The 21,603-nt window shown below is 65.1% G+C and carries 23 protein-coding genes; 12 read left to right on the top strand and 11 right to left on the bottom strand.

The features are described from left to right. Positions 1-155 precede the first annotated feature (155 nt). From aat to ABL844_RS14645, 3 genes are read left to right on the top strand one after another with little or no spacing between them, the layout of a single operon-like run. On the top strand, positions 156-911 hold the full coding sequence (aat, locus tag ABL844_RS14655; RefSeq protein WP_418131737.1) for a leucyl/phenylalanyl-tRNA--protein transferase: 756 nt from the start codon (positions 156-158) through the stop codon (positions 909-911). After that, a complete protein-coding gene (locus ABL844_RS14650; RefSeq protein ID WP_418131736.1) occupies positions 908-1,657 on the top strand; it encodes an arginyltransferase in 750 nt (249 codons plus the stop codon). Before aat ends, ABL844_RS14650 begins: the two co-directional genes overlap by 4 nt. 30 nt (positions 1,658-1,687) lie before the next feature. Continuing rightward, complete coding sequence (locus tag ABL844_RS14645; RefSeq protein ID WP_418131735.1) at positions 1,688-2,518, top strand: IclR family transcriptional regulator; 831 nt, start codon at positions 1,688-1,690, stop codon at positions 2,516-2,518. An 85-nt stretch (positions 2,519-2,603) separates the two neighbouring features. Here the strand turns inward: ABL844_RS14645 and ABL844_RS14640 are convergent, their stop codons facing one another. From ABL844_RS14640 to ABL844_RS14605, 8 genes are all read right to left on the bottom strand, one after another. Then, positions 2,604-3,818: a serine hydrolase gene (locus ABL844_RS14640; protein WP_418131734.1), complete on the bottom strand. Its 1,215-nt coding sequence runs from the start codon at positions 3,816-3,818 to the stop codon at positions 2,604-2,606. A 116-nt stretch (positions 3,819-3,934) separates the two neighbouring features. Beyond that, on the bottom strand, positions 3,935-5,473 hold the full coding sequence (locus ABL844_RS14635) for a 2-isopropylmalate synthase (RefSeq protein WP_184638370.1): 1,539 nt from the start codon (positions 5,471-5,473) through the stop codon (positions 3,935-3,937). Between the two features lie 59 nt (positions 5,474-5,532). Beyond that, positions 5,533-7,236: a 2-isopropylmalate synthase gene (leuA, locus tag ABL844_RS14630; protein WP_126019162.1), complete on the bottom strand. Its 1,704-nt coding sequence runs from the start codon at positions 7,234-7,236 to the stop codon at positions 5,533-5,535. Positions 7,237-7,422: 186 nt separating this feature from the next. After that, positions 7,423-8,247, bottom strand: coding sequence for a CDP-diacylglycerol--serine O-phosphatidyltransferase (gene pssA / locus ABL844_RS14625; RefSeq protein WP_184638372.1), 825 nt, complete (start codon positions 8,245-8,247; stop codon positions 7,423-7,425). Between the two features lie 184 nt (positions 8,248-8,431). Further along, positions 8,432-9,448 carry a ketol-acid reductoisomerase gene (gene ilvC, locus ABL844_RS14620; protein WP_081266312.1) on the bottom strand — a complete coding sequence of 339 codons (1,017 nt, stop codon included), beginning with the start codon at positions 9,446-9,448 and terminating at the stop codon, positions 8,432-8,434. Between the two features lie 48 nt (positions 9,449-9,496). Then, a complete protein-coding gene (locus ABL844_RS14615) occupies positions 9,497-9,757 on the bottom strand; it encodes a DUF4282 domain-containing protein (RefSeq protein ID WP_126019159.1) in 261 nt (86 codons plus the stop codon). A 53-nt stretch (positions 9,758-9,810) separates the two neighbouring features. Further along, entirely contained in the window at positions 9,811-10,302 is a 492-nt protein-coding gene (gene ilvN / locus ABL844_RS14610; protein WP_081266310.1) for an acetolactate synthase small subunit, read from the bottom strand. Between the two features lie 115 nt (positions 10,303-10,417). Next, positions 10,418-12,202, bottom strand: a complete 1,785-nt coding sequence (locus ABL844_RS14605) for an acetolactate synthase 3 catalytic subunit (protein WP_126019157.1) — start codon at positions 12,200-12,202, stop codon at positions 10,418-10,420. Between the two features lie 280 nt (positions 12,203-12,482). Between ABL844_RS14605 and ABL844_RS14600 the strand changes: the two genes are divergently transcribed. From ABL844_RS14600 to ABL844_RS14575, 6 genes are read left to right on the top strand one after another with little or no spacing between them, the layout of a single operon-like run. Further along, positions 12,483-13,049, top strand: coding sequence for an RNA polymerase sigma factor (locus tag ABL844_RS14600; RefSeq protein ID WP_126019155.1), 567 nt, complete (start codon positions 12,483-12,485; stop codon positions 13,047-13,049). Next, the gene (locus tag ABL844_RS14595) at positions 13,046-13,471 is read left to right on the top strand and encodes a DUF3619 family protein (RefSeq protein WP_369658326.1); all 426 of its coding nucleotides are present in this window, start codon (positions 13,046-13,048) and stop codon (positions 13,469-13,471) included. Before ABL844_RS14600 ends, ABL844_RS14595 begins: the two co-directional genes overlap by 4 nt. Positions 13,472-13,486: 15 nt before the next feature. After that, positions 13,487-14,338, top strand: coding sequence for a DUF3106 domain-containing protein (locus ABL844_RS14590; RefSeq protein ID WP_418131733.1), 852 nt, complete (start codon positions 13,487-13,489; stop codon positions 14,336-14,338). Positions 14,339-14,351: 13 nt separating this feature from the next. Then, entirely contained in the window at positions 14,352-14,918 is a 567-nt protein-coding gene (locus ABL844_RS14585) for an RDD family protein (protein ID WP_418131731.1), read from the top strand. After that, complete coding sequence (locus ABL844_RS14580; RefSeq protein ID WP_418131729.1) at positions 14,915-15,322, top strand: diacylglycerol kinase; 408 nt, start codon at positions 14,915-14,917, stop codon at positions 15,320-15,322. The genes ABL844_RS14585 and ABL844_RS14580 overlap by 4 nt, the downstream gene beginning before the upstream one ends. A gap of 31 nt (positions 15,323-15,353) precedes the next feature. Then, positions 15,354-15,944, top strand: a complete 591-nt coding sequence (locus tag ABL844_RS14575) for a TIGR00730 family Rossman fold protein (protein ID WP_418131727.1) — start codon at positions 15,354-15,356, stop codon at positions 15,942-15,944. Positions 15,945-16,072: 128 nt separating this feature from the next. Here the strand turns inward: ABL844_RS14575 and ABL844_RS14570 are convergent, their stop codons facing one another. Then, positions 16,073-16,411, bottom strand: a complete 339-nt coding sequence (locus ABL844_RS14570) for a P-II family nitrogen regulator (RefSeq protein WP_093054409.1) — start codon at positions 16,409-16,411, stop codon at positions 16,073-16,075. Further along, positions 16,408-18,105 carry an NAD+ synthase gene (locus ABL844_RS14565; protein ID WP_126019142.1) on the bottom strand — a complete coding sequence of 566 codons (1,698 nt, stop codon included), beginning with the start codon at positions 18,103-18,105 and terminating at the stop codon, positions 16,408-16,410. The genes ABL844_RS14570 and ABL844_RS14565 overlap by 4 nt, the downstream gene beginning before the upstream one ends. Positions 18,106-18,124: 19 nt before the next feature. Between ABL844_RS14565 and ABL844_RS14560 the strand changes: the two genes are divergently transcribed. The 3 genes from ABL844_RS14560 (at position 18,125) to ABL844_RS14550 (ending at position 20,829) form a co-directional block, all read left to right on the top strand. Continuing rightward, on the top strand, positions 18,125-19,279 hold the full coding sequence (locus ABL844_RS14560; RefSeq protein WP_418131724.1) for a GNAT family N-acetyltransferase: 1,155 nt from the start codon (positions 18,125-18,127) through the stop codon (positions 19,277-19,279). A gap of 59 nt (positions 19,280-19,338) precedes the next feature. Continuing rightward, the gene (locus ABL844_RS14555; RefSeq protein ID WP_418131722.1) at positions 19,339-20,091 is read left to right on the top strand and encodes a hypothetical protein; all 753 of its coding nucleotides are present in this window, start codon (positions 19,339-19,341) and stop codon (positions 20,089-20,091) included. A gap of 96 nt (positions 20,092-20,187) precedes the next feature. Beyond that, complete coding sequence (locus ABL844_RS14550) at positions 20,188-20,829, top strand: lysozyme inhibitor LprI family protein (RefSeq protein ID WP_418131720.1); 642 nt, start codon at positions 20,188-20,190, stop codon at positions 20,827-20,829. Positions 20,830-20,858: 29 nt separating this feature from the next. Here the strand turns inward: ABL844_RS14550 and ppa are convergent, their stop codons facing one another. Continuing rightward, on the bottom strand, positions 20,859-21,386 hold the full coding sequence (gene ppa / locus ABL844_RS14545; RefSeq protein WP_126019134.1) for an inorganic diphosphatase: 528 nt from the start codon (positions 21,384-21,386) through the stop codon (positions 20,859-20,861). Positions 21,387-21,603 lie beyond the last annotated feature (217 nt).

Raw genomic sequence — 21,603 nt, 5'->3', positions numbered from 1 at the left:
GTTCGTGGGTGCTGCGGATGCAAGCTGTGCACTATAGGGTTTCCGGCGGGTCTTGTGGTGCCGTGGCGTGTGGGCCGAACGCTGGTGGCGATATCGGCGACCAGCGATTTTCGCCCACTGGATTGGTGTTTGCGAAGCCGTGTATACCTATGCCCATGCGACAACTTCCCTGGCTGGAACCTGGAGATGCCCTGCCCGACCCCGCCTCGGCCTGGGGTGTGGCCGACCCGGTGCCCGGCCTGCTGGCCGCCGGAGGTGCTCTCGACGTCGATACTCTGATGCAGGCCTACGGCAACTGTGTCTTTCCCTGGTTCAGCGAGGACCAGCCGATCCTGTGGTGGAGCCCCGACCCACGCATGGTGCTGCAGGTGGACGAGTTCAGGCTGCACCGCTCTCTGCGCAAGACCCTGGCGCGCTTCGTGGAAACGCCCGGCTGCGAGGTGCGCATCGACCACGATTTCGAGGCCGTCATCAGGGCCTGTTCGGCCTCGCCGCGGGTGGGCCAGTCGGGCACCTGGATCGTGCCGGACATGGTGGCCGCCTATACGGATTTGCACCGCGCGGGCCACGCCCACAGCGTCGAGACCTGGATCGACGGCGAACTGGCGGGCGGCCTCTACTGCGTTTCGCTGGGCCGCGCGGTGTTCGGCGAGTCGATGTTCACCCGCCGGCCGGACGCATCGAAGATCGCGCTGGCCGCGCTGGTGTCGCTATGCCGCCACTTCGGCGTGCGGATGATCGACTGCCAGCAGAACACCGCCCACCTCGCGAGCCTGGGCGCGCGCGAAATGGCCCGCAAGCGCTTCGTCGCGCACGTGGCAGGGGCTCGGCAGCAAGAGGGCCCACGGTGGCGATTCGAGCCCGTATACTGGTCCGAACTCCTTTCAGCGCGACCTCCTTCCCTGACGTGACGCACCTCAAGGACCTCCCGCTTCACACGCTGCAGTTCTACGCGACTGCGCCCTACCCCTGCAGCTACCTGCCCGACCGGCAGGCCCGCTCGCAAGTGGCCACGCCCAGCCACCTGATCCACAACGACGCGTACTCCGACCTGGTGCTCAGCGGCTTCCGGCGCAGCGGCATGTTCACCTACCGGCCGTACTGCGACGGCTGCCGGGCCTGCATTCCGCTGCGCGTGCTGGCCAATTCCTTCCGCCCCACCCGCAGCCAGCGCCGCGCCCTGAAGCAGCACGCCGACCTGCAGGCGCGCGTGCTCAAGCTGTGCTTCATGCCGGAGCACTACCAGCTCTACCTGCGCTACCAGAACGGCCGCCACGCGGGCGGCGGCATGGATCACGACAGCATCGACCAGTACACCCAGTTCCTGCTGCAGAGCCGGGTCAACTCGCGACTGGTGGAATTCCGAGAAACCCTGCCCGACGGCAGTGCGGGTGCGCTGCGGATGGTGTCGATCCTTGACGTACTGAACGACGGCATCTCGGCCGTCTACACCTTCTACGAGCCCGATTCGAGCGCCGGCTACGGCACCTACAGCGTGCTCTGGCAGATCGAGCAGGCCCGCAAGCTGGGGCTGCCGCACGTCTATCTGGGCTACTGGATCGAGCACAGCCCGAAGATGAACTACAAGGCGCGCTTTTCCCCGCATGAAGTGTTGTTGGATGGCCGCTGGCAGGCGCCAGGCGATTTCACAAGGTAAAATGGCGCCCGGTCTTCACCGCAGAGCGCCATGAGAAAAAACCAATCCGACATTCCCGCCGTTCCCGTGATCCAGGTGATCGAGCGCATGTTTGCGCTGATCGACGTCCTGGCATCCCGCGAGGACGCAATTTCGCTGAAGGAGATCAGCGAAAAGACGGGGCTCCACCCGTCGACCACGCACCGCATCCTCAACGACCTGGCAGTCGGCCGCTTCGTCGACCGCCCCGAGGCCGGCAGCTACCGGCTGGGCATGCGCCTGCTGGAGCTGGGCAACCTGGTCAAGGGCCGGCTCAACGTGCGCGACGCCGCCCTGGGCCCGATGCGCGAGCTGCACAAGCTGACGCAGCAGCCCGTCAACCTCAGCATGCGCCAGGGCGACGAGATCGTGTACATCGAGCGCTCCTACAGCGAGCGCTCGGGCATGCAGGTGGTGCGCGCCATCGGCGGCCGCGCCGCGCTGCACCTGACCTCGACCGGCAAGCTGTTCCTGGCAGCGGACGATCCGCAACGGGTACGCAGCTACGCCACTCGCACCGGCCTGGCGGGCCACACGCGCAACAGCATCACCCAGCTGCCGGCACTGGAGCGCGAACTATCGAAGGCGCGCCAGTACGGCATCGCCCGCGACAACGAAGAACTGGAACTGGGCGTGCGCTGCATGGCAGCCGGCATCTACGACGACCAGGGCAAGCTGGTGGCAGGCCTGTCGATCTCCGCGCCGGCCGACCGGCTGGACGAAGGCTGGCTGCCCAAGCTGCAGGCCACTGCCAATGAAATCTCGGGGGCGCTGGGGTTCAAGGAGGGCATGTCGGCCACGCCTTCGCCCTCGGGGGGGGGCTCTCCTTCGGCTGGCGTCTGACCGGCGCCGAAACGGTCTCTCAAAAACAAAACAGGCCCACAAGGGCCTGTTTTTCGTTGAGGAACTGGATGATTTACCGGATCGATCAGCCCGCCACCTGGTACGCCGCATTGCGCGACGAAGCCGCCGGTGAGCCCACCGAGTGCGTGGCTTCCACCCAGCGGCGGACGCGCTCCGCATCGGCGATACGGCTGAACTTGCCGGCCGAATCCAGGAACACCATGATCAGCTTGCGGCCGGCCACCCGAGCCTGCATCACGAGGCACTGGCCGGCTTCGGAGATGTAGCCGGTCTTCTGCACGCCGATTTCCCAGTCGGGGCTCTTCACGAGGCGGTTGGTGGTGTTGAACTGCAGCACTCGGTTGCCGACTTCGACCTGGTATTCAGGCGAGGTGGACAGCGAACGCACCGTGGCATCGGCATAGGCGGCATTGACCAGCAGCGCCAGGTCTTGCGCGCTCGACTGGTTGCGGCTTGAGAGGCCCGTGGGCTCCACGTAGCGCGTGTCCTTCATGCCGAGCATCTTGGCCTTGGCGTTCATGATGCTCACGAAGGTCGTCAGGCCACCCGGGTAGGTACGCCCCAGCGCGTGCGCGGCGCGGTTTTCGCTCGACATCAGCGCCAGGTGCAGCAGCTCGCCGCGCGAGAGCGTGGTGCCTACCGTCAGGCGCGAGCTGCTGCGCTTCTCGGTGTCGACGTCGTCCTGGGTGATGGTGATGAGTTCGTCGTTCGGCAGATGGGCCTCGCTGATGAGCAGGCCGGTCATGAGCTTGGTGAGCGAGGCGATCGGCAGCACGGCGTGGTCGTTCTTGCTGAACAGCACTTCGTGGGTGTCCTGGTCGATGACCAGGGCGACGCTCGACTTCAGGTCGAGCGCGTCTTCGGTTCCATGCAGGCCGGCCATCTGGCCGAAGGACTGGCGCGCGGGCGCCTCGACGACGCGAACCACCGAGCGGCGCTGCACGGCCACCACGGTCTTGCCGTTCTTCTTGTGGATGGTGGCGACGACGTTGCGGCCGCCGCGAACCACCTTCTCGGCACGTTCGGCCTTTACGGCACGGCCGCCGCGCTTGGCGACAGTGGCGGTCTTGGAGGAAGCGGCGTTGCGCTTGACTTCGACCGGCACCGGCCCCTTCGCCTTCTTGGAGGCGACGGCGGTCTTGGCGGCGGCGGGCTTTTCCTTCTTCGCGGCCTGGGCGCCAGGCAGCAAAAACGCCGTGGCGCATAGCGCGACGGCGATGGCTTTGAAAGCGGGCAGGAACCGCTGGCTGGAAACTCGGCGTAGGCGGGCTTCAGGCATTAAAAAATCTCCAGCGGCAAAAACGAGGACCGCAGTGTATCGAAATCAAAAAAGACACGCAATATCAGTTACTTGCATCCTCTTCTTCATTCGAATATCAAGGATCGCCCGACAACCTAACCTTGTGCCGCAACTCTCTCAGCTTGGCTCTGTAACTTGTTGAGCGCACTCAAATAAGCCTTAGCCGAAGCGACAACGATGTCCGGATCTGCACCCACACCGTTGACCACCCGCCCTGCGTTTTGTAACCGGACTGTAACTTCTCCCTGGCTTTCCGTCGAGCCGCTGATGGCATTTACAGAGTAAAGAACCATTTCGGCACCGCTCTTGACGTGCGACTCGATGGCTTTCAGGGAAGCATCAACCGGGCCATTTCCGTCGGATTCGCCGGTGACTTCCTTGCCCTGGACGGTGAACACGATTTTCGCCTGGGGGCGCTCGCCGGTTTCGCTGTGCTGGGAGAGAGAGACGAAAGCAAACTGCTCACCAACGTTCGACACCTCTTCGGCGCTGACGAGCGCAAGAATGTCCTCGTCGAAAATCTCCGACTTCCGGTCTGCCAGCTCCTTGAAGCGCAGGAAGGCGGCGTTGATCTCGCCCTCGCTGTCCATGGCCACGCCCAGCTCCTGCAGGCGCTGCTTGAAGGCGTTGCGACCGCTGAGCTTGCCCAGGACGATCTTGTTGGCCGTCCAGCCCACGTCCTCGGCGCGCATGATTTCGTAGGTGTCGCGCGCCTTGAGCACACCGTCCTGGTGGATGCCCGAAGCGTGCGCGAAGGCATTGGCCCCCACCACCGCCTTGTTGGGCTGCACCACGAAACCGGTGGTCTGGCTGACCATGCGGCTCGCGGCCACGATGTGCTGCGTGTCGATGCGCAGATCGAGACCGAAGTAGTCCTTGCGGGTCTTCACAGCCATCACGACCTCTTCGAGCGAGCAGTTGCCCGCGCGCTCGCCCAGGCCGTTGATGGTGCACTCCACCTGGCGCGCGCCGCCGATCTTCACGCCGGCCAGCGAGTTCGCCACGGCCATGCCCAGGTCGTTGTGGCAGTGCACCGACCAGATCGCCTTGTCGCTGTTGGGAATGCGCTCGCGCAGCATCTTGATGAAGTTGCCGTAGAGCTCGGGGATGGCGTAGCCGACGGTGTCGGGCACGTTGATGGTGGTGGCGCCCTCGTTGATCACGGTCTCGAGCACGCGGCACAGGAAGTCGGGGTCGCTGCGATAGCCGTCTTCCGGGCTGAACTCCACGTCGCCGATCTGGTTGCGCGCGAAGCGCACGGCCAGCCTGGCCTGCTCATGAACCTCGTCGGGCGACATGCGCAGCTTCTTTTCCATGTGAAGCGGCGAAGTTGCGATGAAGGTGTGGATCCGCCCCCGGGCGGCGCCCTTCAGGGCCTCGGCCGCGCGCCCGATGTCGCGGTCGTTGGCGCGCGAGAGGCCGCACACCGTCGAATCCTTGATCGCGTTGGCGATCGCCTTCACCGCCTCGAAGTCGCCGTTCGAGCTGGCCGGGAAGCCGGCCTCGATGACGTCGACCTTCAGCCGCTCCAGCAGCTTGGCGATGCGCATCTTCTCGTCGCGCGTCATCGAGGCGCCCGGCGATTGCTCGCCGTCGCGCAGGGTGGTGTCGAAAATGATCAGCTGGTCGGTCATCGTGGTTCTCCTTCGTACGCGCCCTTCCTGCGCGTCCGGACCGGACCAGCGCTTCAGCGTCAGGCGACTTCAACCACCGATTGTGCGCTGTGCGCGCCCCGGGCACGCGCACGTTGCACGCCCGAGACGATCGCCTTCAGCGAGGCCGTGACCACGTTCGCGTCCACGCCGACGCCGAAGAGCGTCTGGTTGCCGTCCACGCGCAGCTCCAGGTAGGCCACCGACTTGGCGTCGGCACCCGCGCCGATGGCGTGCTGGTGGTAGTCCATCACGCGCACGGAATGGCCAGTGGCCTGGCTCAGCGCCTGGGTGAAGGCGTCGATGGGGCCGTTGCCGCGGCCTTCGATGGCGCGGACTTCACCGTCCCAATGCACGTCGGCGTGAATTGCCACGGCGGCGTCGGCGCCCTCGCTCTTCTCCTCGATCAGGCGGTGCCGCAGCGATTGCGCGGTCTCGATGCCATATTCGCGCACGAACAGCTGCCAGAGGTCGGCGGCGGTGAGCTCCTTGCCGGCCACGTCCATCACGCGCTGCACCGACTGCATGAATTCCATCTGCAGGCGGCGCGGCATCTCGATGCCGTATTCGCTCTCGAGCAGGTAGGCCATGCCGCCCTTGCCCGACTGGCTGTTCACGCGGATCACGGCCTCGTAGCTGCGGCCCACGTCCTTCGGGTCGATGGGGAGGTACGGAATCTCCCAGATGTCGCCGTCCTTGCGTGCCGCGAAGGCCTTCTTGATCGCATCCTGGTGCGAGCCCGAGAACGAGGTGTAGACCAGGTCGCCCACGTACGGATGGCGCGGGTGCACCGGGATCTGGTTGCAGTGCTCGACCGTGGCTCGGATCTCGTCGATGTTCGAGAAGTCGAGCTCCGGCGAGACGCCCTGGGTATAGAGGTTGAGCGCGACGTTGACCAAGTCGAGGTTGCCCGTGCGCTCGCCGTTGCCGAAGAGGCAGCCTTCGATGCGCTCGGCGCCGGCCATCAAGGCCAGTTCGCCGGCCGCCGTACCGGTGCCGCGGTCATTGTGCGGATGCACGCACAGCACGATGGAGTCGCGGCGAGCGAGGTTGCGGTGCATCCACTCGATCATGTCGGCGAAGATGTTCGGCGTGGAGTGCTCGACCGTGGTGGGCAGGTTGACGATGCACTTGCGCTCGGGCGTCGGCGCCCAGACTTCGGTGACGGCATCGACCACGCGCTTGGAAAAGTGGACGTCGGTGCCCGAGAACATTTCGGGCGAGTACTGGAAGGTCCACTTCGTGTTCGGCTGCCTGGCGGCGAACTCGTTGAACATGCGGGCATGGCTGCTGGCGAGCTCGACGATCTGGTCTTCGTCCATGCCGAGCACCACGCGGCGCATCACGGGCGCGACGGCGTTGTAGAGGTGCACGATGGCGCGCGGGGCGCCCTGCAGCGCTTCGAAGGTGCGAGCGATGAGGTGGTCGCGCGCCTGCGTCAGCACCTGGATCGTCACGTCGTCGGGAATGCGGTCTTCCTCGATGAGCTTGCGCACGAAATCGAACTCGATCTGCGAAGCAGAGGGAAAGCCGACTTCGATCTCCTTGAAGCCGATGGCCACGAGGGTTTCGAACATGCGCATCTTGCGCGCGATGTCCATGGGCTCGACCAAGGCCTGGTTGCCATCACGCAGATCGGTCGACAGCCAGATCGGCGCCTTGGTCAGCACGGCATCGGGCCAGGTACGGTCCTTGAGGCCGATCGGGGCGAATGCGCGATATTTGCTTTGAGGTTGCTTGAGCATGTCGATTTCTCTTAGATGGTTGGTAATCGACCAGCAACCCCAAAAAACAAACGGCCCGTTGCTGGTGCGAACGGGCCGTGGTGAGGGATTTGCGCGTGCGCTACCGTCTCCGCCCGTGAGGGAGGTCTAGTAGGGCCAGCAGCGAAATCTTGTTCATGAGGGTGACGAATGTAGCACAAGCCACGCTCAGTTATGCAAGCCCCGTTCGTCGGGCTCCTCGGTCGACGTGCTGATCACGCTGGCCTGCTGGCCCTTGGCCTTGCGCCATGCATAGACCACGTAGCCGCTCAGGCCATAGACGACGAACAGGCCGAACAGCACTGTCGGCGGATGGATGTTGATGACGGCAATGCCCAGCGCGATCAGCACGATCACCGCGAACGGCACGCTCTTCTTCATCTGGATGTCCTTGAAGCTGTAGAACGGCGCGTTGGTGACCATCGTGAGGCCCGCGTACAGCGTGAACGCGAAAGTCACCCATGTGATCTGCGTCCACGAGAGATACAGCACCTCGCCCCCCCGCTTGCCCCACTCGTTCACCAGCCAGATGAAGCCCGCCACGAGCGCCGCGGCCGCGGGCGACGGCAGCCCCTGGAACCAGCGCTTGTCGACCACGCCGGTGTTGACGTTGAAGCGCGCGAGCCGCAGCGCCGCGCAGGCGCAGTACACAAAGGCCGCGATCCAGCCCCAGCGGCCCAGTCCCTTGAGCGACCACTCGTAGGCGATGAGCGCCGGCGCTGCGCCGAAAGAAACCATGTCGGACAGCGAATCCATCTGCTCGCCGAACGCGCTCTGCGTGTTGGTCATGCGCGCGACGCGGCCATCCAGGCTATCGAGGATCATCGCCGCGAACACGCCGAGCGCCGCGAGGTCGAAGCGCGCGTTCATGGCCATCACGACCGAATAGAAGCCGCCGAAAAGCGCCGCCAGCGTGAACAGGTTCGGCAGGATGTAGATGCCCTTGCGGCGCTTGCGCGGCTGCACATCGTCGGGGAGCGTGTCGTCATGCATTGAATTTGCCTCCATCCCTCGTGGGCACTGCGCTGACAGCTATCCATTCGATAGCATCTTGATCTTTGAATCGCATGGTTCGCAGTGTAGTTCAGGGGCCGCGCCGCCCCTCGTCAAACAAAAGGGCCACCGCAACGGGTGGCCCTCGGGAAATGGGCGCCGAAGCGCCCTTGTGGCTCGCAGGTCAGTTGCGGGTCTGGTCGACCAGCTTGTTCTTCTTGATCCAGGGCATCATCGCGCGCAGCTTTTCGCCGACGACTTCGATCTGGTGCTCTGCATTCAGGCGGCGGCGGCTGATCAGCGTGGGAGCGCCGGCGGCGTTTTCCAGCACGAAGCTCTTGGCGTACTCGCCGGTCTGGATGTCCTTCAGCACCTGCTTCATGACCTTCTTGGTCTCTTCGGTCACGACGCGCGGGCCGGTGACGTACTCGCCGTACTCGGCGTTGTTCGAGATCGAGTAGTTCATGTTGGCGATGCCGCCTTCGTAGATCAGGTCGACGATCAGCTTCAGCTCGTGCAGGCACTCGAAGTACGCCATTTCAGGGGCGTAGCCGGCTTCCACCAGCGTTTCGAAGCCGGCCTTGATCAGCTCGACCGTGCCGCCGCACAGAACCGCTTGTTCGCCGAACAGGTCGGTCTCGGTTTCTTCGCGGAAGTTGGTCTCGATGATGCCGGCCTTGCCGCCGCCGTTGGCGGTGGCGTAGCTCAGCGCGAGGTCACGCGCCTTGCCGGTCTTGTCCTGGTGCACCGCCACGAGGTGGGGCACGCCGCCACCTTGGGTGTAGGTGCTGCGCACAGTGTGGCCAGGGGCCTTGGGAGCGACCATCCACACGTCGAGGTCGGCGCGCGGCTGAACGAAGCCGTAGTGCACGTTGAAGCCGTGCGCGAACACCAGCGAAGCGCCTTCCTTGATGTTGGGGGCGACGTCGTTCTTGTAGACGTTGGCGATCTGCTCGTCGGGCAGCAGGATCATCACGACGTCGGCGGCCTTCACGGCGTCGGCGACTTCGGCGACCTTCAGGCCGGCCTTCTCGACCTTGGGCCACGAGGCGCCACCCTTGCGCAGGCCGACCACAACCTTGACGCCGCTGTCGTTCAGGTTCTGTGCGTGCGCATGGCCTTGCGAGCCGTAGCCGATGATTGCAACCGTCTTGCCCTTGATGAGGCTCAGGTCAGCGTCCTTGTCGTAGTAAACCTTCATTTGAATCTCTCCTAAAAAATCTCGAGCATCCGTACGGATGCACTTCACTCAAAGGCCGGACGAATTCCGGTCCTTCATCTGCTGGTTGATGGACACGAGGCTGTCGTGGATGCGGAACAGCACGATGAGCAGTTCGCTGTAGATGCGTACGCCGATGGTGCCGAAGATCAGGACCGTGAAGGCCGGCAGGTACTGCCGCTGGAACAGCGCGGCCACCGCCAGCACGACCACGCCCAGCAGGCCGAGGAAATAGAGCACCCTGACGATCGCCGGGGTCACCATCCTGTCGAAACCGAGCAGACCTCGCATCACTCTTGCCTCATGTGTGGATGAACGTATGAACTGAGGGCGCCTTCACCCTCCTACACGCGCAGGATGCGCTCGCCGCGGCCGATGCCGCTGGCACCGGTACGGACAGTCTCGAGGATAGCGCTACGCTCGATCGCTTCCAGGAAAGCGTCGTTCTTGCCGTGGTCGCCGGTGAGTTCAATGGTGTAGCTCTTGTCGGTCACGTCGATGATGCGGCCGCGGAAGATCTCCGCCATGCGCATCATCTCCTCGCGCTCCTTGCCGACCGCGCGCACCTTCACCATCATGAGCTCGCGCTCGGTGTAGGCGCCTTCGGTGAGGTCGACGACCTTCACCACTTCGATCAGGCGGTTCAGGTGCTTGGTGATCTGCTCGATCACGTCGTCCGAGCCGGTGGTGACGATGGTCATGCGCGAGAGGCTCGAGTCCTCCGTGGGCGCCACCGTGAGCGATTCGATGTTGTAGCCGCGGGCCGAGAACAGGCCCACCACGCGGGAAAGAGCACCCGGCTCGTTTTCCAGCAGCACTGCGATGATGTGTTTCATGTTTGCGTGACTCCTCTTTTCGCCGCCCTCCCCCGTGCACGGTAATGCGCGGGCTTGGCGGGCAATAGATTCGTCAGTAGTTAAGAGTTGAGCGAATGTCCGTTCCGTCGATCGGTCAAAGATCTTCGGAACCCAGCAGCATCTCGGTGATGCCCATGCCGGCCTTCACCATCGGAAACACGTTCTCGGTCGGGTCGGTGCGGAAGTCCATGAACACCGTGCGGTCCTTGAGCTTGCGCGCCTCGCGAAGCGCCGGCTCCACGTCTTGTGGACGCTCGATCAGCATGCCGACGTGGCCATAGGCCTCGGCGAGCTTCACGAAGTTGGGCAGCGCATCCATGTAGCTGTGGCTGTAGCGGCCGGAGTATTCGATCTCCTGCCACTGGCGAACCATGCCCAGGTAGCGGTTGTTGAGCGAGCAGATCTTGATCGGCGTGTTGTACTGCAGGCAGGTGGAGAGTTCCTGGATGCACATCTGCACCGAGCCTTCGCCGGTGATGGTGAACACTTCCGAATCGGGCTTGGCGAGCTTGATGCCCATGGCGTAGGGAATGCCCACGCCCATGGTGCCCAGGCCGCCGGAATTGATCCAGCGGCGCGGCTCGTCGAAGCGGTAGTACTGGGCTGCCCACATCTGGTGCTGGCCGACGTCCGACGTGATGTACGTGTCGGTGTCCTTGGTCATGTTCCAGAGGGTCTCGACCACGTACTGCGGCTTGATCACGTCCTTGTTGCCGCGGTCGTACTTCAGGCAGTCGCGCGAACGCCAGGACTCGATGGTCTTCCACCAGTCGGCCAGGGCGCCTGCATCGGGCTTGGCGGTGCTCTCGCGGATCATCGAGATCAGTTCGGTGAGCACGTCCTTCACGTCGCCGACGATCGGGATGTCGACCTTCACGCGCTTGGAGATGCTCGACGGGTCGATGTCGACGTGGATGATCTTGCGTTCGTTCTGCGCGAAGTGCTTGGGATTGCCGATCACGCGGTCGTCGAAGCGCGCGCCCACCGCCAGCAGCACGTCGCAGTTCTGCATCGCGTTATTGGCCTCGATCGTGCCGTGCATGCCCAGCATGCCCAGGAACTTGCGGTCGCTCGCCGGATAGGCGCCCAGGCCCATCAGCGTGTTGGTGACCGGGTAGCCCAGCATGTCGACCAGCGTGCGCAGCTCGTTGCAGGCATTGCCCAGCAGCACGCCGCCGCCGGTGTAGATGTAGGGGCGCTTGGCGGCCAGCAGAAGCTGCAGCGCCTTGCGGATCTGACCGCCGTGGCCTTTTCGCACCGGGTTGTACGAGCGCATCTCGACCTTGTCGGGATAGCCAGCGTACGGGATCTTCTTGAACGAGACGTCCTTGGGCACGTCCACCACCACGGGGCCGGGACGGCCGCTGCGTGCGATGTGGAAGGCCTTCTTCATCGTCATGGCCAGATCCTTGGGATCCTTGACGAGGAAGTTGTGCTTGACGATGGGACGGGTGATGCCGACCGTATCGCATTCCTGGAATGCGTCGAGGCCGATGGCCGCCGTCGGCACCTGGCCCGAGATGATCACCATCGGGATCGAGTCCATGTACGCCGTCGCGATGCCGGTGACCGCGTTGGTCAGGCCGGGACCAGAAGTGACCAGCGCCACGCCGACTTCGCCGGTGGCACGGGCATAGCCGTCGGCCGCATGGACGGCGGCCTGCTCGTGGCGCACCAGCACGTGCTGGATGGTGTCCTGCTTGTAGAACGCGTCGTAGATGTAGAGAACCGCGCCGCCTGGGTAGCCCCAGACGTATTGGACGCCTTCGGCCTGCAGTGCCTTGACCAGCACTTCGGCGCCCATGAGTTCCTGAGTCGAATTGCCGGCGCCAGCGGACGCAGCGGCTGCGGAGACGATTTCCGCCTTGGAGATTTCCATGATCAACCTTTGTTTATTTCGGGAACGAAATACCTTGGGTGCCCCTTGCCAACCCTTGTGAGGTCGCGCCAGGACTTGAGGCCAAAGCCATGAGCGGACTGATGTTCCGCCGGACCGTGACCCGTTTGCCTTTTGACTTGCGACCCGGATTATGACATTTCCGGGCGTTCATATTCGCTTCAGCTGCCTTGTAAAGCTACAAAGGCATAATCCGCGGCGATAAACGTAGCGATCGCTAGACCCCATTCCCACGCGGCGCGCCCTGCGCGCCCCCTCTCGCTTGGCCACTGAACAAGAACTCTCCGACTTCCTGAAAAGCGTCGAACGGCGCGCTTTCAAGCGCTCGGTCTATCACGTGCGGGATGAAGAAGCGGCCCTCGATATCGTGCAGGACAGCATGATGAAGCTGGCCCAGCACTACGGGGACAAGCCCGCGGCCGAGCTGCCGATGCTGTTCCAGCGCATCCTGTCGAACTGCACGCTCGACTGGTTCCGCCGCCAGAAAACCAGGCGCGCCCTGTTCTCCAACCTCAGCGATTTCGATTCGGTCGACGAAGACGGAGATTTCGACCTGCTGGAGAACTTCGTCTCGCCGGCCGACTCTAGGGAGTCGGAGAGCGCCGAAGACACGACCCGCCGTGCCCAGATCTTCCAGGAAATCGAGGAGCAGATCGCAGCATTGCCGGGCCGTCAACGCGAAGCTTTCCTGATGCGTTACTGGGAGGAAATGGACGTCGCAGAGACGGCCGCCGCGATGGGCTGCTCCGAGGGCAGCGTCAAAACCCATTGCTCGCGAGCCGTCCACGCTCTGAGCAAGGCGCTCAAGGCCAAGGGAATATCGCTATGAACACTAAGGTTCCAACCTCAACCAACACCGTCGCCGAAGACCAGTTCGGCAAGCGTCTTGCCGCCCGCCTTTCGGCCGGCAACGGCGAATTGCCGCACGACATCAGCGAGCGGCTGCGCGTGGCGCGCGCGCAGGCCGTTGCGGCGCGCAAGCAGGCCCCGCAATTGAGGACGGCGCCTGTGGTGGTTCAGTCGGGCCATACGCTGACCATGGGCGGCAGCTGGTGGACCCGTATCGGTTCCGTGGTGCCGCTGATCGCACTCGTCGCAGGCCTGATCACCATCAGCGTGATGCAGGACGACGACCGCGCCAGCGAGCTGGCCGAAGTGGATTCCGCGCTGCTGACGGGCGATCTCCCTCCGGCCGCCTATACCGACCCCGGTTTTGCCCAATTTCTCAAGGCCGAAAACGCCTCCGACTGAACCTTCATCGATCGAATGCGACGCCGTTCCACTTCCAGCGCGAACAGCCCCCGCCCGTTGCGCCCGCTTCCGGCGGGCGCAGTCGTTTGGGCAGGGGCGTTTGTTGTCGCGGCCTTCAGCCTGACGATTGCCTGCGCCCAGCCTCACTCCGAGGCGGCCTCGAAAGCGGCTGGGAGCTCTGCGCCGGCCTCCAGTCCCAAGGCGGTCTCCACGACCAAGCCGCTCTGGAGCGAGCTCACGGCCGAGCAACAGCAGGCGCTCAAACCCCTGGGTACCCACTGGAACACGTTGAACATCGGACAGAAGCGGAAGTGGCTGGCGCTTTCGCGCAACTTCGGGAGCATGTCCGCGGACGACCAGTCCACCCTGCATAGCCGCATGATCGAATGGGCCGCCCTGAGCAACCAGCAGCGCGCCCAGGCCCGCCTGAACTTCGCCGAGGTCAAGCGCATTCCGGCTGACGAGCGCAAGGTCAAGTGGGAGCAGTATCAAGCCTTGAGCGAAGAAGAAAAGCGCAAGCTCGCCGAGCGCGCTCCGCCCAAGCCACGCGGCGCCGCCATTCCCGTGCGGCCGGTGTCGTCCCAGAAGCTCGTGCCGGTACCCGCCATCACCCCAGGCGGGCAGCACACGCCGCGCATCCTGCTGGCCCCGCCGCCCGCGCCTGCCGCCGCGCCGGCCACGACCGTGCTGGTGTCGTCACCGCCCGAGCGTGCACCCGCCGCCGCGGCGGCGACGCCAGCGGTTTCTGTGGTGCCGGCAGCCTCTGCCCCGTCGTCCAGCTCGGCGACTCCACCGGTTCCCGCCGAAGCCCAGGTGCCGGCGCCGTCGTCGGCAGCAGAGCAGCCGCCTTCCTCCTCTGCCCCCTGACCGCAAGGCTTCGATGGTTTCCAGCTCTTCCGAAGCCTCAGGCTCCGACCAGCCCGCCTCCTCCACCCCTCCCGCAGCCAGCGCTCCTGTTTCCGTAGTGCCCGGCCTCTGGCGCCGCATGGCCTGCTGGCTGTACGAGGGCATGCTGCTGTTCGCGGTGGTGTTCGTCTCGGGCTGGCTCTTCAGCACCCTCGGCCAGATGCGCGACGCCATGGATTCGCGGCGCCATCTGCTGCAGGCTTTCCTTTTCGTGGTATTCGGCGTGTACTTCGTCTGGTTCTGGACCAAAGGCCAGACCCTCGCCATGAAAACCTGGAACATCCGCATCGTCGACATGCTCGGCCGGCCCGTGAGCCAGCGCCGCGCGCTCGCGCGCTATCTGCTGAGCTGGGTTTGGTTCCTGCCGCCGCTGGCCGCCATCGCGCCCTTCAAGCTGTCGGGCGGCGAATCGACCGTGCTGATCTTCGGCTGGGTGGCCGTCTGGGCCGTGCTGGCACGCTTTCACCCCGACCGCCAGTTCTGGCACGACGCCTGGGCCGGTACACGGCTCATCACCTCCAAACCGATGAGCCGCCGATGAGTGCCGTGCCGAAGCTTCCCGATCCCGCCGTCAACCCGCAGAAGGCCCGCAAGGGCTTCGAGCGCGTCTGGCATGCCACGCTGATCTCGCTGCACGGCCTGCGCGCCGGCTGGAGCGAGCCCGCATTCCGCCAGGAAGCCATCCTGTCGATCGTCATGATCCCGGCCGCCTTCTGGCTCGGGCGCAGCTGGGTCGAGGTCGCACTGCTCGCAGGCAGCGCCGTCCTCGTGATGATCGTCGAGCTGCTCAATACGGCCGTGGAAGCCGCCATCGACCGCATCGGGCCCGAGTGGCACGACCTCTCCAAGCGCGCCAAGGACATGGGTAGCGCCGCCGTGCTGCTGTCGCTCACGCTGTGCGGGGGCATCTGGGCCGCGGCACTGTGGCAGCGCTTCATGTCATGAGACGGCCCACCGCCTGCGGCATGATGGCGGGATGACTCCTGAATTTTCGATCTGTGTGTACTGCGGCTCGCGCCCCGGCGAGCGTCCCGAATTCACCCAAGCCGCACAGGCGGTCGGCCAATGGATCGGCCAGCATCGCGGTCAACTTGTCTACGGCGGTGGCCGAACCGGCCTGATGGGCACCGTGGCCGAGGCCACTCGCCAGTCCGGCGGCCGCGTCGTCGGCATCATCCCCAAGGCGCTGGTCGACAAGGAACTGGCCAACCCCCTGTGCGACGAGTTGCATGTGGTCGACACCATGCACGAGCGCAAGGCCATGATGGGCGAGCGCGCCGACGCTTTCATCGCCTTGGCGGGCGGCATCGGCACCTTCGAGGAGCTGTTCGAGATCTGGACCTGGCGCCAGCTCGGCTACCACGACAAGCCCACCGGCATCCTCAACACCGCCGGCTACTACGACGGCCTGCTCGCCTTCCTGGCGCACAGCGTGCGCGAGGGCTTCATGGGCGACTGGCAGATGGACCTGATCCGCACAGGCACCGACGCGCCCGAACTGCTCACCGCACTGCGCGCCGAGGTGCCGCTGCACCCGCGCGAAGACCGCCTCTCGGAAAACCTCTGACCCTCAGGTAACCCCGGAAAAGCCATTCCAGAAACACCGAGGAACCGGCTCCGCCGGGCCTCAGGTGTTGCCCCCGGGAGGGGGTTGGCGCAGCGACACGAAGTGCACGCAGCTTGGGGGCGAACCAATCAGACAGCGTTCTCGTTCTCTTCGCCGGTACGGATGCGCACGATGCGCTCCACGCCCGTCACGAAGATCTTCCCGTCGCCGATCTTGCCGGTGCGCGCGGAACTGACGATGGCCTCGATGCAGCGCTCCACGTCGGCCTCGTTGACGACCACTTCGACCTTCATCTTGGGCAGGAAATCGACCACGTATTCGGCGCCTCGGTAGAGCTCGGTATGCCCCTTCTGGCGGCCGAAACCCTTGACTTCGGTCACGGTCAGGCCGGTGACGCCCACTTCGGCCAAGGCCTCGCGCACGTCCTCGAGCTTGAAGGGTTTGACGATGGCGGTGATCTGCTTCATGGTTTTTGCGCTCCGGCGGTTTCGTTGAATTTGCTGGTGATAGGGTAACGCCAATCCTTGCCGAAGCTTCGATGGGTGACCCGGATGCCTACCGGCGCCTGGCGCCGCTTGTATTCGTTGATCTTGATCAGCCGCGCGACCCGCTCGACCACCGCGCGCTCATAGCCGGCCGAAATGATCTCGTCGATGCCCTCGTCGTCCTGCATGTAGCGTGCCAGGATTCCGTCGAGGATGTCGTAGGGCGGGAGGCTGTCCTGGTCGGTCTGGTCGGGCCGCAGCTCGGCGCTGGGAGGACGCGTGATGATCCGCTCGGGGATCGGCTCGCTGCCCGTGCCGTACGGGTCGTGGGCGTTGCGCCAGCGCGCCAGCGCGAACACCGTGGTCTTGAGCAGGTCCTTGATGACCGCGAAGCCGCCCGCCATGTCGCCGTACAGCGTGCAGTAGCCGGTGGCCATCTCGCTCTTGTTGCCGGTGGTGAGCACGATGGAGCCGAACTTGTTCGACAGCCCCATCAGAAGCGTGCCGCGGATGCGGGCCTGGATGTTCTCCTCGGCCGTGTCCTCGGGCAGGCCCTTGAATTCCTCCGCCAGCGCGCCCTTGAATGACTCGAAGGTGTGCCTGATCGAAATCTCGTCGTAGCGCACGCCCAGCCGGCCAGCCATGTCGCGCGCGTCGATCCAGCTGATGTCGGCGGTGTAAGGCGAAGGCATCATCACCGCGCGGACCTTGTCCTTGCCCAGCGCATCGACCGCGATCGCGAGCACCAGGGCGGAATCGATGCCGCCCGAAAGCCCCAGGATGGCGCCCGGAAAGCCGTTCTTGCCGATGTAGTCGCGCACGCCGAGCACCAGGGCGTCCCAGAGCTGGGCTTCGGCATCGCGTGGCGGCGCCACGGCAGCAGGGTCGGCCACGAAGCCCACGCCGCCCTGCGGCTTGCGCTCCAACTGCGCGAAAACCAGCTTCTCCCGGAAGCTCTCGGCCTGCATCGCCGTGGAGCCGTCGGCCTGCAGCGCGAAGGAGGCACCGTCAAACACCACCTCGTCCTGCCCGCCAACAAGATGCGCATAGACCAGCGGCAGCCCGACCGCGCGCGCCCGGTCGGCCATGCGCGCGACGCGCTCGCCCTCCTTGCCCACGTGGTACGGCGAGGCGTTGATCACCGCCACCACCTCCGCACCACTTTCGCGCGCCAGCTCGGCCGGCTGGTCGAACCAGGCGTCCTCGCAGATCAGCAGTCCGACCGAGACACCCTCCACCTCGAACACGCAGGTGCCCTGCCCCGGCGTGAAGTAGCGGCGCTCATCGAACACCTGGTAGTTGGGCAGCTCGCGCTTGGCGTAGGTTTCGAGGATGCGGCCTTCCTTGATGACGCTGGCGGCGTTGTGGCGCATCTGCACGGCCACCGAGCGGCTGCGCAGGCTGCCGCCGGTCGGATGCCCCACCACCACGACCATGTCTTTGAGGTCGGCCAAAGCGGCGGCGATGCCTTTCACGGCATCATCACAGGCTTCGGTGAAGGCGGGGCGCAGGAACAGGTCCTCCGCCGCGTAGCCGGCAATCGAGAGTTCGGGCGTCAGCAGGAGGCGCGCACCCTGGGCATGGGCATCGCGTGCGGCATCGACGATCTTTTTCGCGTTGCCGGCGAGGTCGCCCACCACAAAATTGAGTTGCGCGATGGCGAGCTTGAGCGTCATACAGAAGGAAGAAAAAGGCTTGGACGATTATGTCATTCGGGTTCTGCCGTCTCCGTCGGAGGTGAGCCCGCAAGCGTGGAACGCGCTGCTTGCCGCCGAGGCCGAGCCTTCGCCTTTCATGCGCCACGAATACCTCACGGCCCTGAACGACAGCCGAAGCGCGACGCCGGACAGCGGCTGGCTGCCGCAGTTCGTCACGCTGTGGCAGGGCGAGCAGCTGCAGGCCGCGTGCCCGCTCTACGTCAAGGACCACTCCTACGGCGAATACGTCTTCGACTGGGCCTGGGCCAATGCCTACGAGCAGCACGGGCTCGCCTACTACCCGAAGGCGGTGGTGGCGGTGCCGTTCACGCCCGTGCCTGGGGCACGGCTGCTGGCGCGCGATGCTGAAAGCCGCACATTGCTGGTGCAAGGGCTCATTGCGCTGTGCAAGCAACTCGAGCTGTCGTCGCTGCACCTGCTGTTCGGCGCCGATGCGGACATCGCCGCCTGCACCGAAGCGGGCCTGATGCTGCGCAACACGGTGCAGTTCCACTGGACGAACGCGCACTACGCCGACTTCGACGCCTTCCTCGCGAGCCTCTCCCACGACAAGCGCAAGAAGATCCGCCAGGAGCGCCGCAAGGTGGCCGATGCCGGCGTGAGCTTCCGCTGGTCGCGCGGCGCTGACATCCGCAAGGCCGACTGGGACTTCTTCTACCGCTGCTACGAACGTACCTACCGCGAGCATGGCAACCCGCCCTACCTCACGCGCGACTTCTTCCGGCGCATGGCGGACACGATGCCCGAGGCGTGGCTGCTCTTCATCGCCGAGCGCAACGGCAAGCCGATGGCGAGCAGCCTGATCGCGCTCTCGACGGATACCGACAGGCCGCTGGTCGCCTACGGCCGCTACTGGGGTGCGCTGGAGCGCGTCGACTGCCTGCACTTCGAGGCCTGCTACTACCAGCCGCTGGCCTGGTGCATCGAGCACGGCGCGCAACGCTTCGAGGGCGGCGCCCAGGGCGAGCACAAGATGGCACGCGCCCTGATGCCGGTGAAAACCACCAGCGCCCACTGGCTGGCGCATCCGTCCTTCGCAGACGCGGTGGAGCGCTTTCTCGAACGCGAGGGGGCGGGCATCGAGAACTACATGGACCACCTGGGCGAGCGCAGCCCCTTCAAGTCAGCCTGAGTGCCATGGCGCGCTGCTATAAAAGCGCCCGCCATCCACAACAACTCAGAGAGAAATCGATGCCATTCCTGGGACTGGGCCTGCACGTCCTCATCGCACTGTTCTTCGCCGTGCATGCCATGCGCCACGGCAAGCAGATGTACTGGCTGCTCATCCTCTTCAGCTTTCCGCTGCTGGGCAGCATCGTGTACTTCGTGGTCGAGTACCTCCCTGCCTCGCGCATGCAGCGCACCGCGGGCAAGGTGGCGAACGCGGCCATCGGCTTCATCGACCCCGAGCGCGAGTACCGCGCGGCCGCCGAGGCCTACGACCTCGCCCCCACCGCCCAGAACAAGCTGCGCCTCGCCAAGGCCGCGCTCGACAGGGGCCAGGCCTCCGACGCCGTCGGACACTACCGCGATGCGCTGAAGGGCCCGCTGGCCTCCGACCCGGAACTGCAGTTCGGCCTGGCCAGCGCCCTGCTCGCCGCAGGCGGCGCCACCGCCGGGCGCGACGCCTTGCAGGCCCTGCATACGCTGCGCTCCACGCGCGACGACTACCGCAAGGACGAAGTGGCGGTGCTCACCGCACGCGCCCTCGCCGCCGACGGCCAGCAGGCGGAAGCCCGCCAGGCCTTCGAGGACGCGCTCGGCCGCTACAACACCATCGAGGCCCGCGCCCGCTACATCGCGTGGCTCGCGCAGCAAGGCGACACCGCCGGCGCGCAGCGCCAGTGGGACGAGCTCCAGCAGGCCGCGCGCCACTGGAACTCGCACGCACGCTCGGTCAACCGCGTATGGATGCGGCTGGCGGGCGACGCCGTCCGGGGCTGAGGCTTCTCTCTGTCCAAGGGCATAGCGCCCTTGTCCGTTTGGCACATCGACGGCGTGCCGGGCCTCTCCTAGCATCGGCTTCGAGGAGATCCCCGCATGCCGACATACACACGCCGAGCAATTACGGCACTCTGCTTCATTGCCGCCGCACCGCTGGCAACGGCCGCCAGCTTCGACTGCGCCAAGGCCGGCAACGCCACCGAGAAGGCGATCTGCGCAGACCCCGGCCTCTCGCGCCAGGACGAGGCGATGGCCGCGCTCTACAAGCGGCAGGTCGAGATGCCCGATGCGGGCCAGTGGCCCACCCTATTGAAACGCGACCAGCGCGACTGGATCGTCGTTCGCAACCGCGAATGCAAGGGCAACGCCGATTGCCTGAAGCAGGACTACGAGCGGCGCATCAGCTACCTCGGCCACCCTCTTCTGCAGTGGATGGGCCGCTACGTGGAGGGCCGATGCCCCAAGGACGGCCGCTTCCTCGACGTGACGCCGGAGGTCGGCGGCACGCTGAGCATCGATCTGTACATCTGCCCCGATTCGCGCGGGAACATGCTGCTGCAGGGAAAGAACGTGCTCGACGGGCAGCGGCGCCTCGTGGTGCGCGAGGCCGGCGGCTGCACCCGCACGCTGCGGTTCGACGCCGACCGCGTCACCGTATCGGACGGACCGGGCTGCGCACCTGCGCTGGCCGGCAGCTTCGTGCGCGACCCGCGGCGCTCGCCCTTCCTGAACGAATAGGCGAGCTTGCCGCTTTCACTTTCAGTTTCTTACTTCTTGTAGTTGGCCACGCCGTCCAGGATTTCCTTCCTGGCCGAGTCGATGCCTTCCCAGCCCAGCACCTTGACCCACTTGCCCGCTTCCAGGTCCTTGTAGTGCTCGAAGAAGTGGCTGATGGCCTTCAGGCGCATCGGGTTCACGTCGTCCACCGACTTCCAGTGGCTGTAGATGGGCAGCACCTTGTCGGTGGGCACGGCCAGCACCTTGCCGTCTACGCCGGCTTCGTCTTCCATCATCAGGATGCCCAGGGGACGGCACGGCACCACCACGCCCGGCAGCAGCGGGTACGGGGCGATCACCAGCACGTCGACCGGGTCGCCGTCGCCCGACAGGGTCTGCGGCACGTAGCCGTAGTTGGCGGGGTAGTACATGGCCGTCGTCATGAAGCGGTCGACGAAGATGGCGCCCGATTCCTTGTCCACTTCGTACTTGATCGGATCGGCGTTCATCGGGATTTCGATCACGACGTTGAAGGCATCGGGCAGGTTCTTGCCGGGGGAAACTTTGTCGAAGGACATGACGTTTTTCGAGTAGTTGAAAAGTATGAGAGAGACGGGGACAAACCCTGAGTTTACTTTCCGTGTCACCGGCCGGTCGCACACGCATCTGTTTTTGCCTGTAAATTGCAACCGTTGGCCAATCGGCTCCGCCCCCCCGGTGCAGCGAGCTTCGAGGAAGCAACGCGGCGGAAATCACGGTCCCGTACGCGTTGCACGCTGAGGGCCCGTGCTGTCC

The sequence above is a fragment of the Variovorax sp. 278MFTsu5.1 genome, assembly GCF_048305045.1.
GTDB classification, from domain to species: domain Bacteria; phylum Pseudomonadota; class Gammaproteobacteria; order Burkholderiales; family Burkholderiaceae_C; genus Variovorax; species Variovorax guangxiensis.
Note: the sequence above shows the minus strand (reverse complement) of the source record. Positions and strands in the feature narration are given on the sequence as shown.

Coding starts and splice junctions, on each gene's coding strand:
- ABL844_RS14635 (WP_184638370.1), bottom strand. CDS start 5,473: ATGACCGACCAGCTGATCATTTTCGACACCACCCTGCGCGACGGCGAG.
- ABL844_RS14580 (WP_418131729.1), top strand. CDS start 14,915: ATGAGTGCCGTGCCGAAGCTTCCCGATCCCGCCGTCAACCCGCAGAAG.
- ABL844_RS14605 (WP_126019157.1), bottom strand. CDS start 12,202: ATGGAAATCTCCAAGGCGGAAATCGTCTCCGCAGCCGCTGCGTCCGCT.
- ABL844_RS14555 (WP_418131722.1), top strand. CDS start 19,339: ATGCCATTCCTGGGACTGGGCCTGCACGTCCTCATCGCACTGTTCTTC.
- ABL844_RS14595 (WP_369658326.1), top strand. CDS start 13,046: ATGAACACTAAGGTTCCAACCTCAACCAACACCGTCGCCGAAGACCAG.
- leuA (WP_126019162.1), bottom strand. CDS start 7,236: ATGCTCAAGCAACCTCAAAGCAAATATCGCGCATTCGCCCCGATCGGC.
- ABL844_RS14575 (WP_418131727.1), top strand. CDS start 15,354: ATGACTCCTGAATTTTCGATCTGTGTGTACTGCGGCTCGCGCCCCGGC.
- ABL844_RS14550 (WP_418131720.1), top strand. CDS start 20,188: ATGCCGACATACACACGCCGAGCAATTACGGCACTCTGCTTCATTGCC.
- ilvN (WP_081266310.1), bottom strand. CDS start 10,302: ATGAAACACATCATCGCAGTGCTGCTGGAAAACGAGCCGGGTGCTCTT.
- ABL844_RS14645 (WP_418131735.1), top strand. CDS start 1,688: ATGAGAAAAAACCAATCCGACATTCCCGCCGTTCCCGTGATCCAGGTG.
- ppa (WP_126019134.1), bottom strand. CDS start 21,386: ATGTCCTTCGACAAAGTTTCCCCCGGCAAGAACCTGCCCGATGCCTTC.
- ilvC (WP_081266312.1), bottom strand. CDS start 9,448: ATGAAGGTTTACTACGACAAGGACGCTGACCTGAGCCTCATCAAGGGC.
- ABL844_RS14565 (WP_126019142.1), bottom strand. CDS start 18,105: ATGACGCTCAAGCTCGCCATCGCGCAACTCAATTTTGTGGTGGGCGAC.
- ABL844_RS14585 (WP_418131731.1), top strand. CDS start 14,352: ATGGTTTCCAGCTCTTCCGAAGCCTCAGGCTCCGACCAGCCCGCCTCC.
- ABL844_RS14570 (WP_093054409.1), bottom strand. CDS start 16,411: ATGAAGCAGATCACCGCCATCGTCAAACCCTTCAAGCTCGAGGACGTG.
- pssA (WP_184638372.1), bottom strand. CDS start 8,247: ATGCATGACGACACGCTCCCCGACGATGTGCAGCCGCGCAAGCGCCGC.
- ABL844_RS14590 (WP_418131733.1), top strand. CDS start 13,487: ATGCGACGCCGTTCCACTTCCAGCGCGAACAGCCCCCGCCCGTTGCGC.
- ABL844_RS14640 (WP_418131734.1), bottom strand. CDS start 3,818: ATGCCTGAAGCCCGCCTACGCCGAGTTTCCAGCCAGCGGTTCCTGCCC.
- aat (WP_418131737.1), top strand. CDS start 156: ATGCGACAACTTCCCTGGCTGGAACCTGGAGATGCCCTGCCCGACCCC.
- ABL844_RS14615 (WP_126019159.1), bottom strand. CDS start 9,757: ATGCGAGGTCTGCTCGGTTTCGACAGGATGGTGACCCCGGCGATCGTC.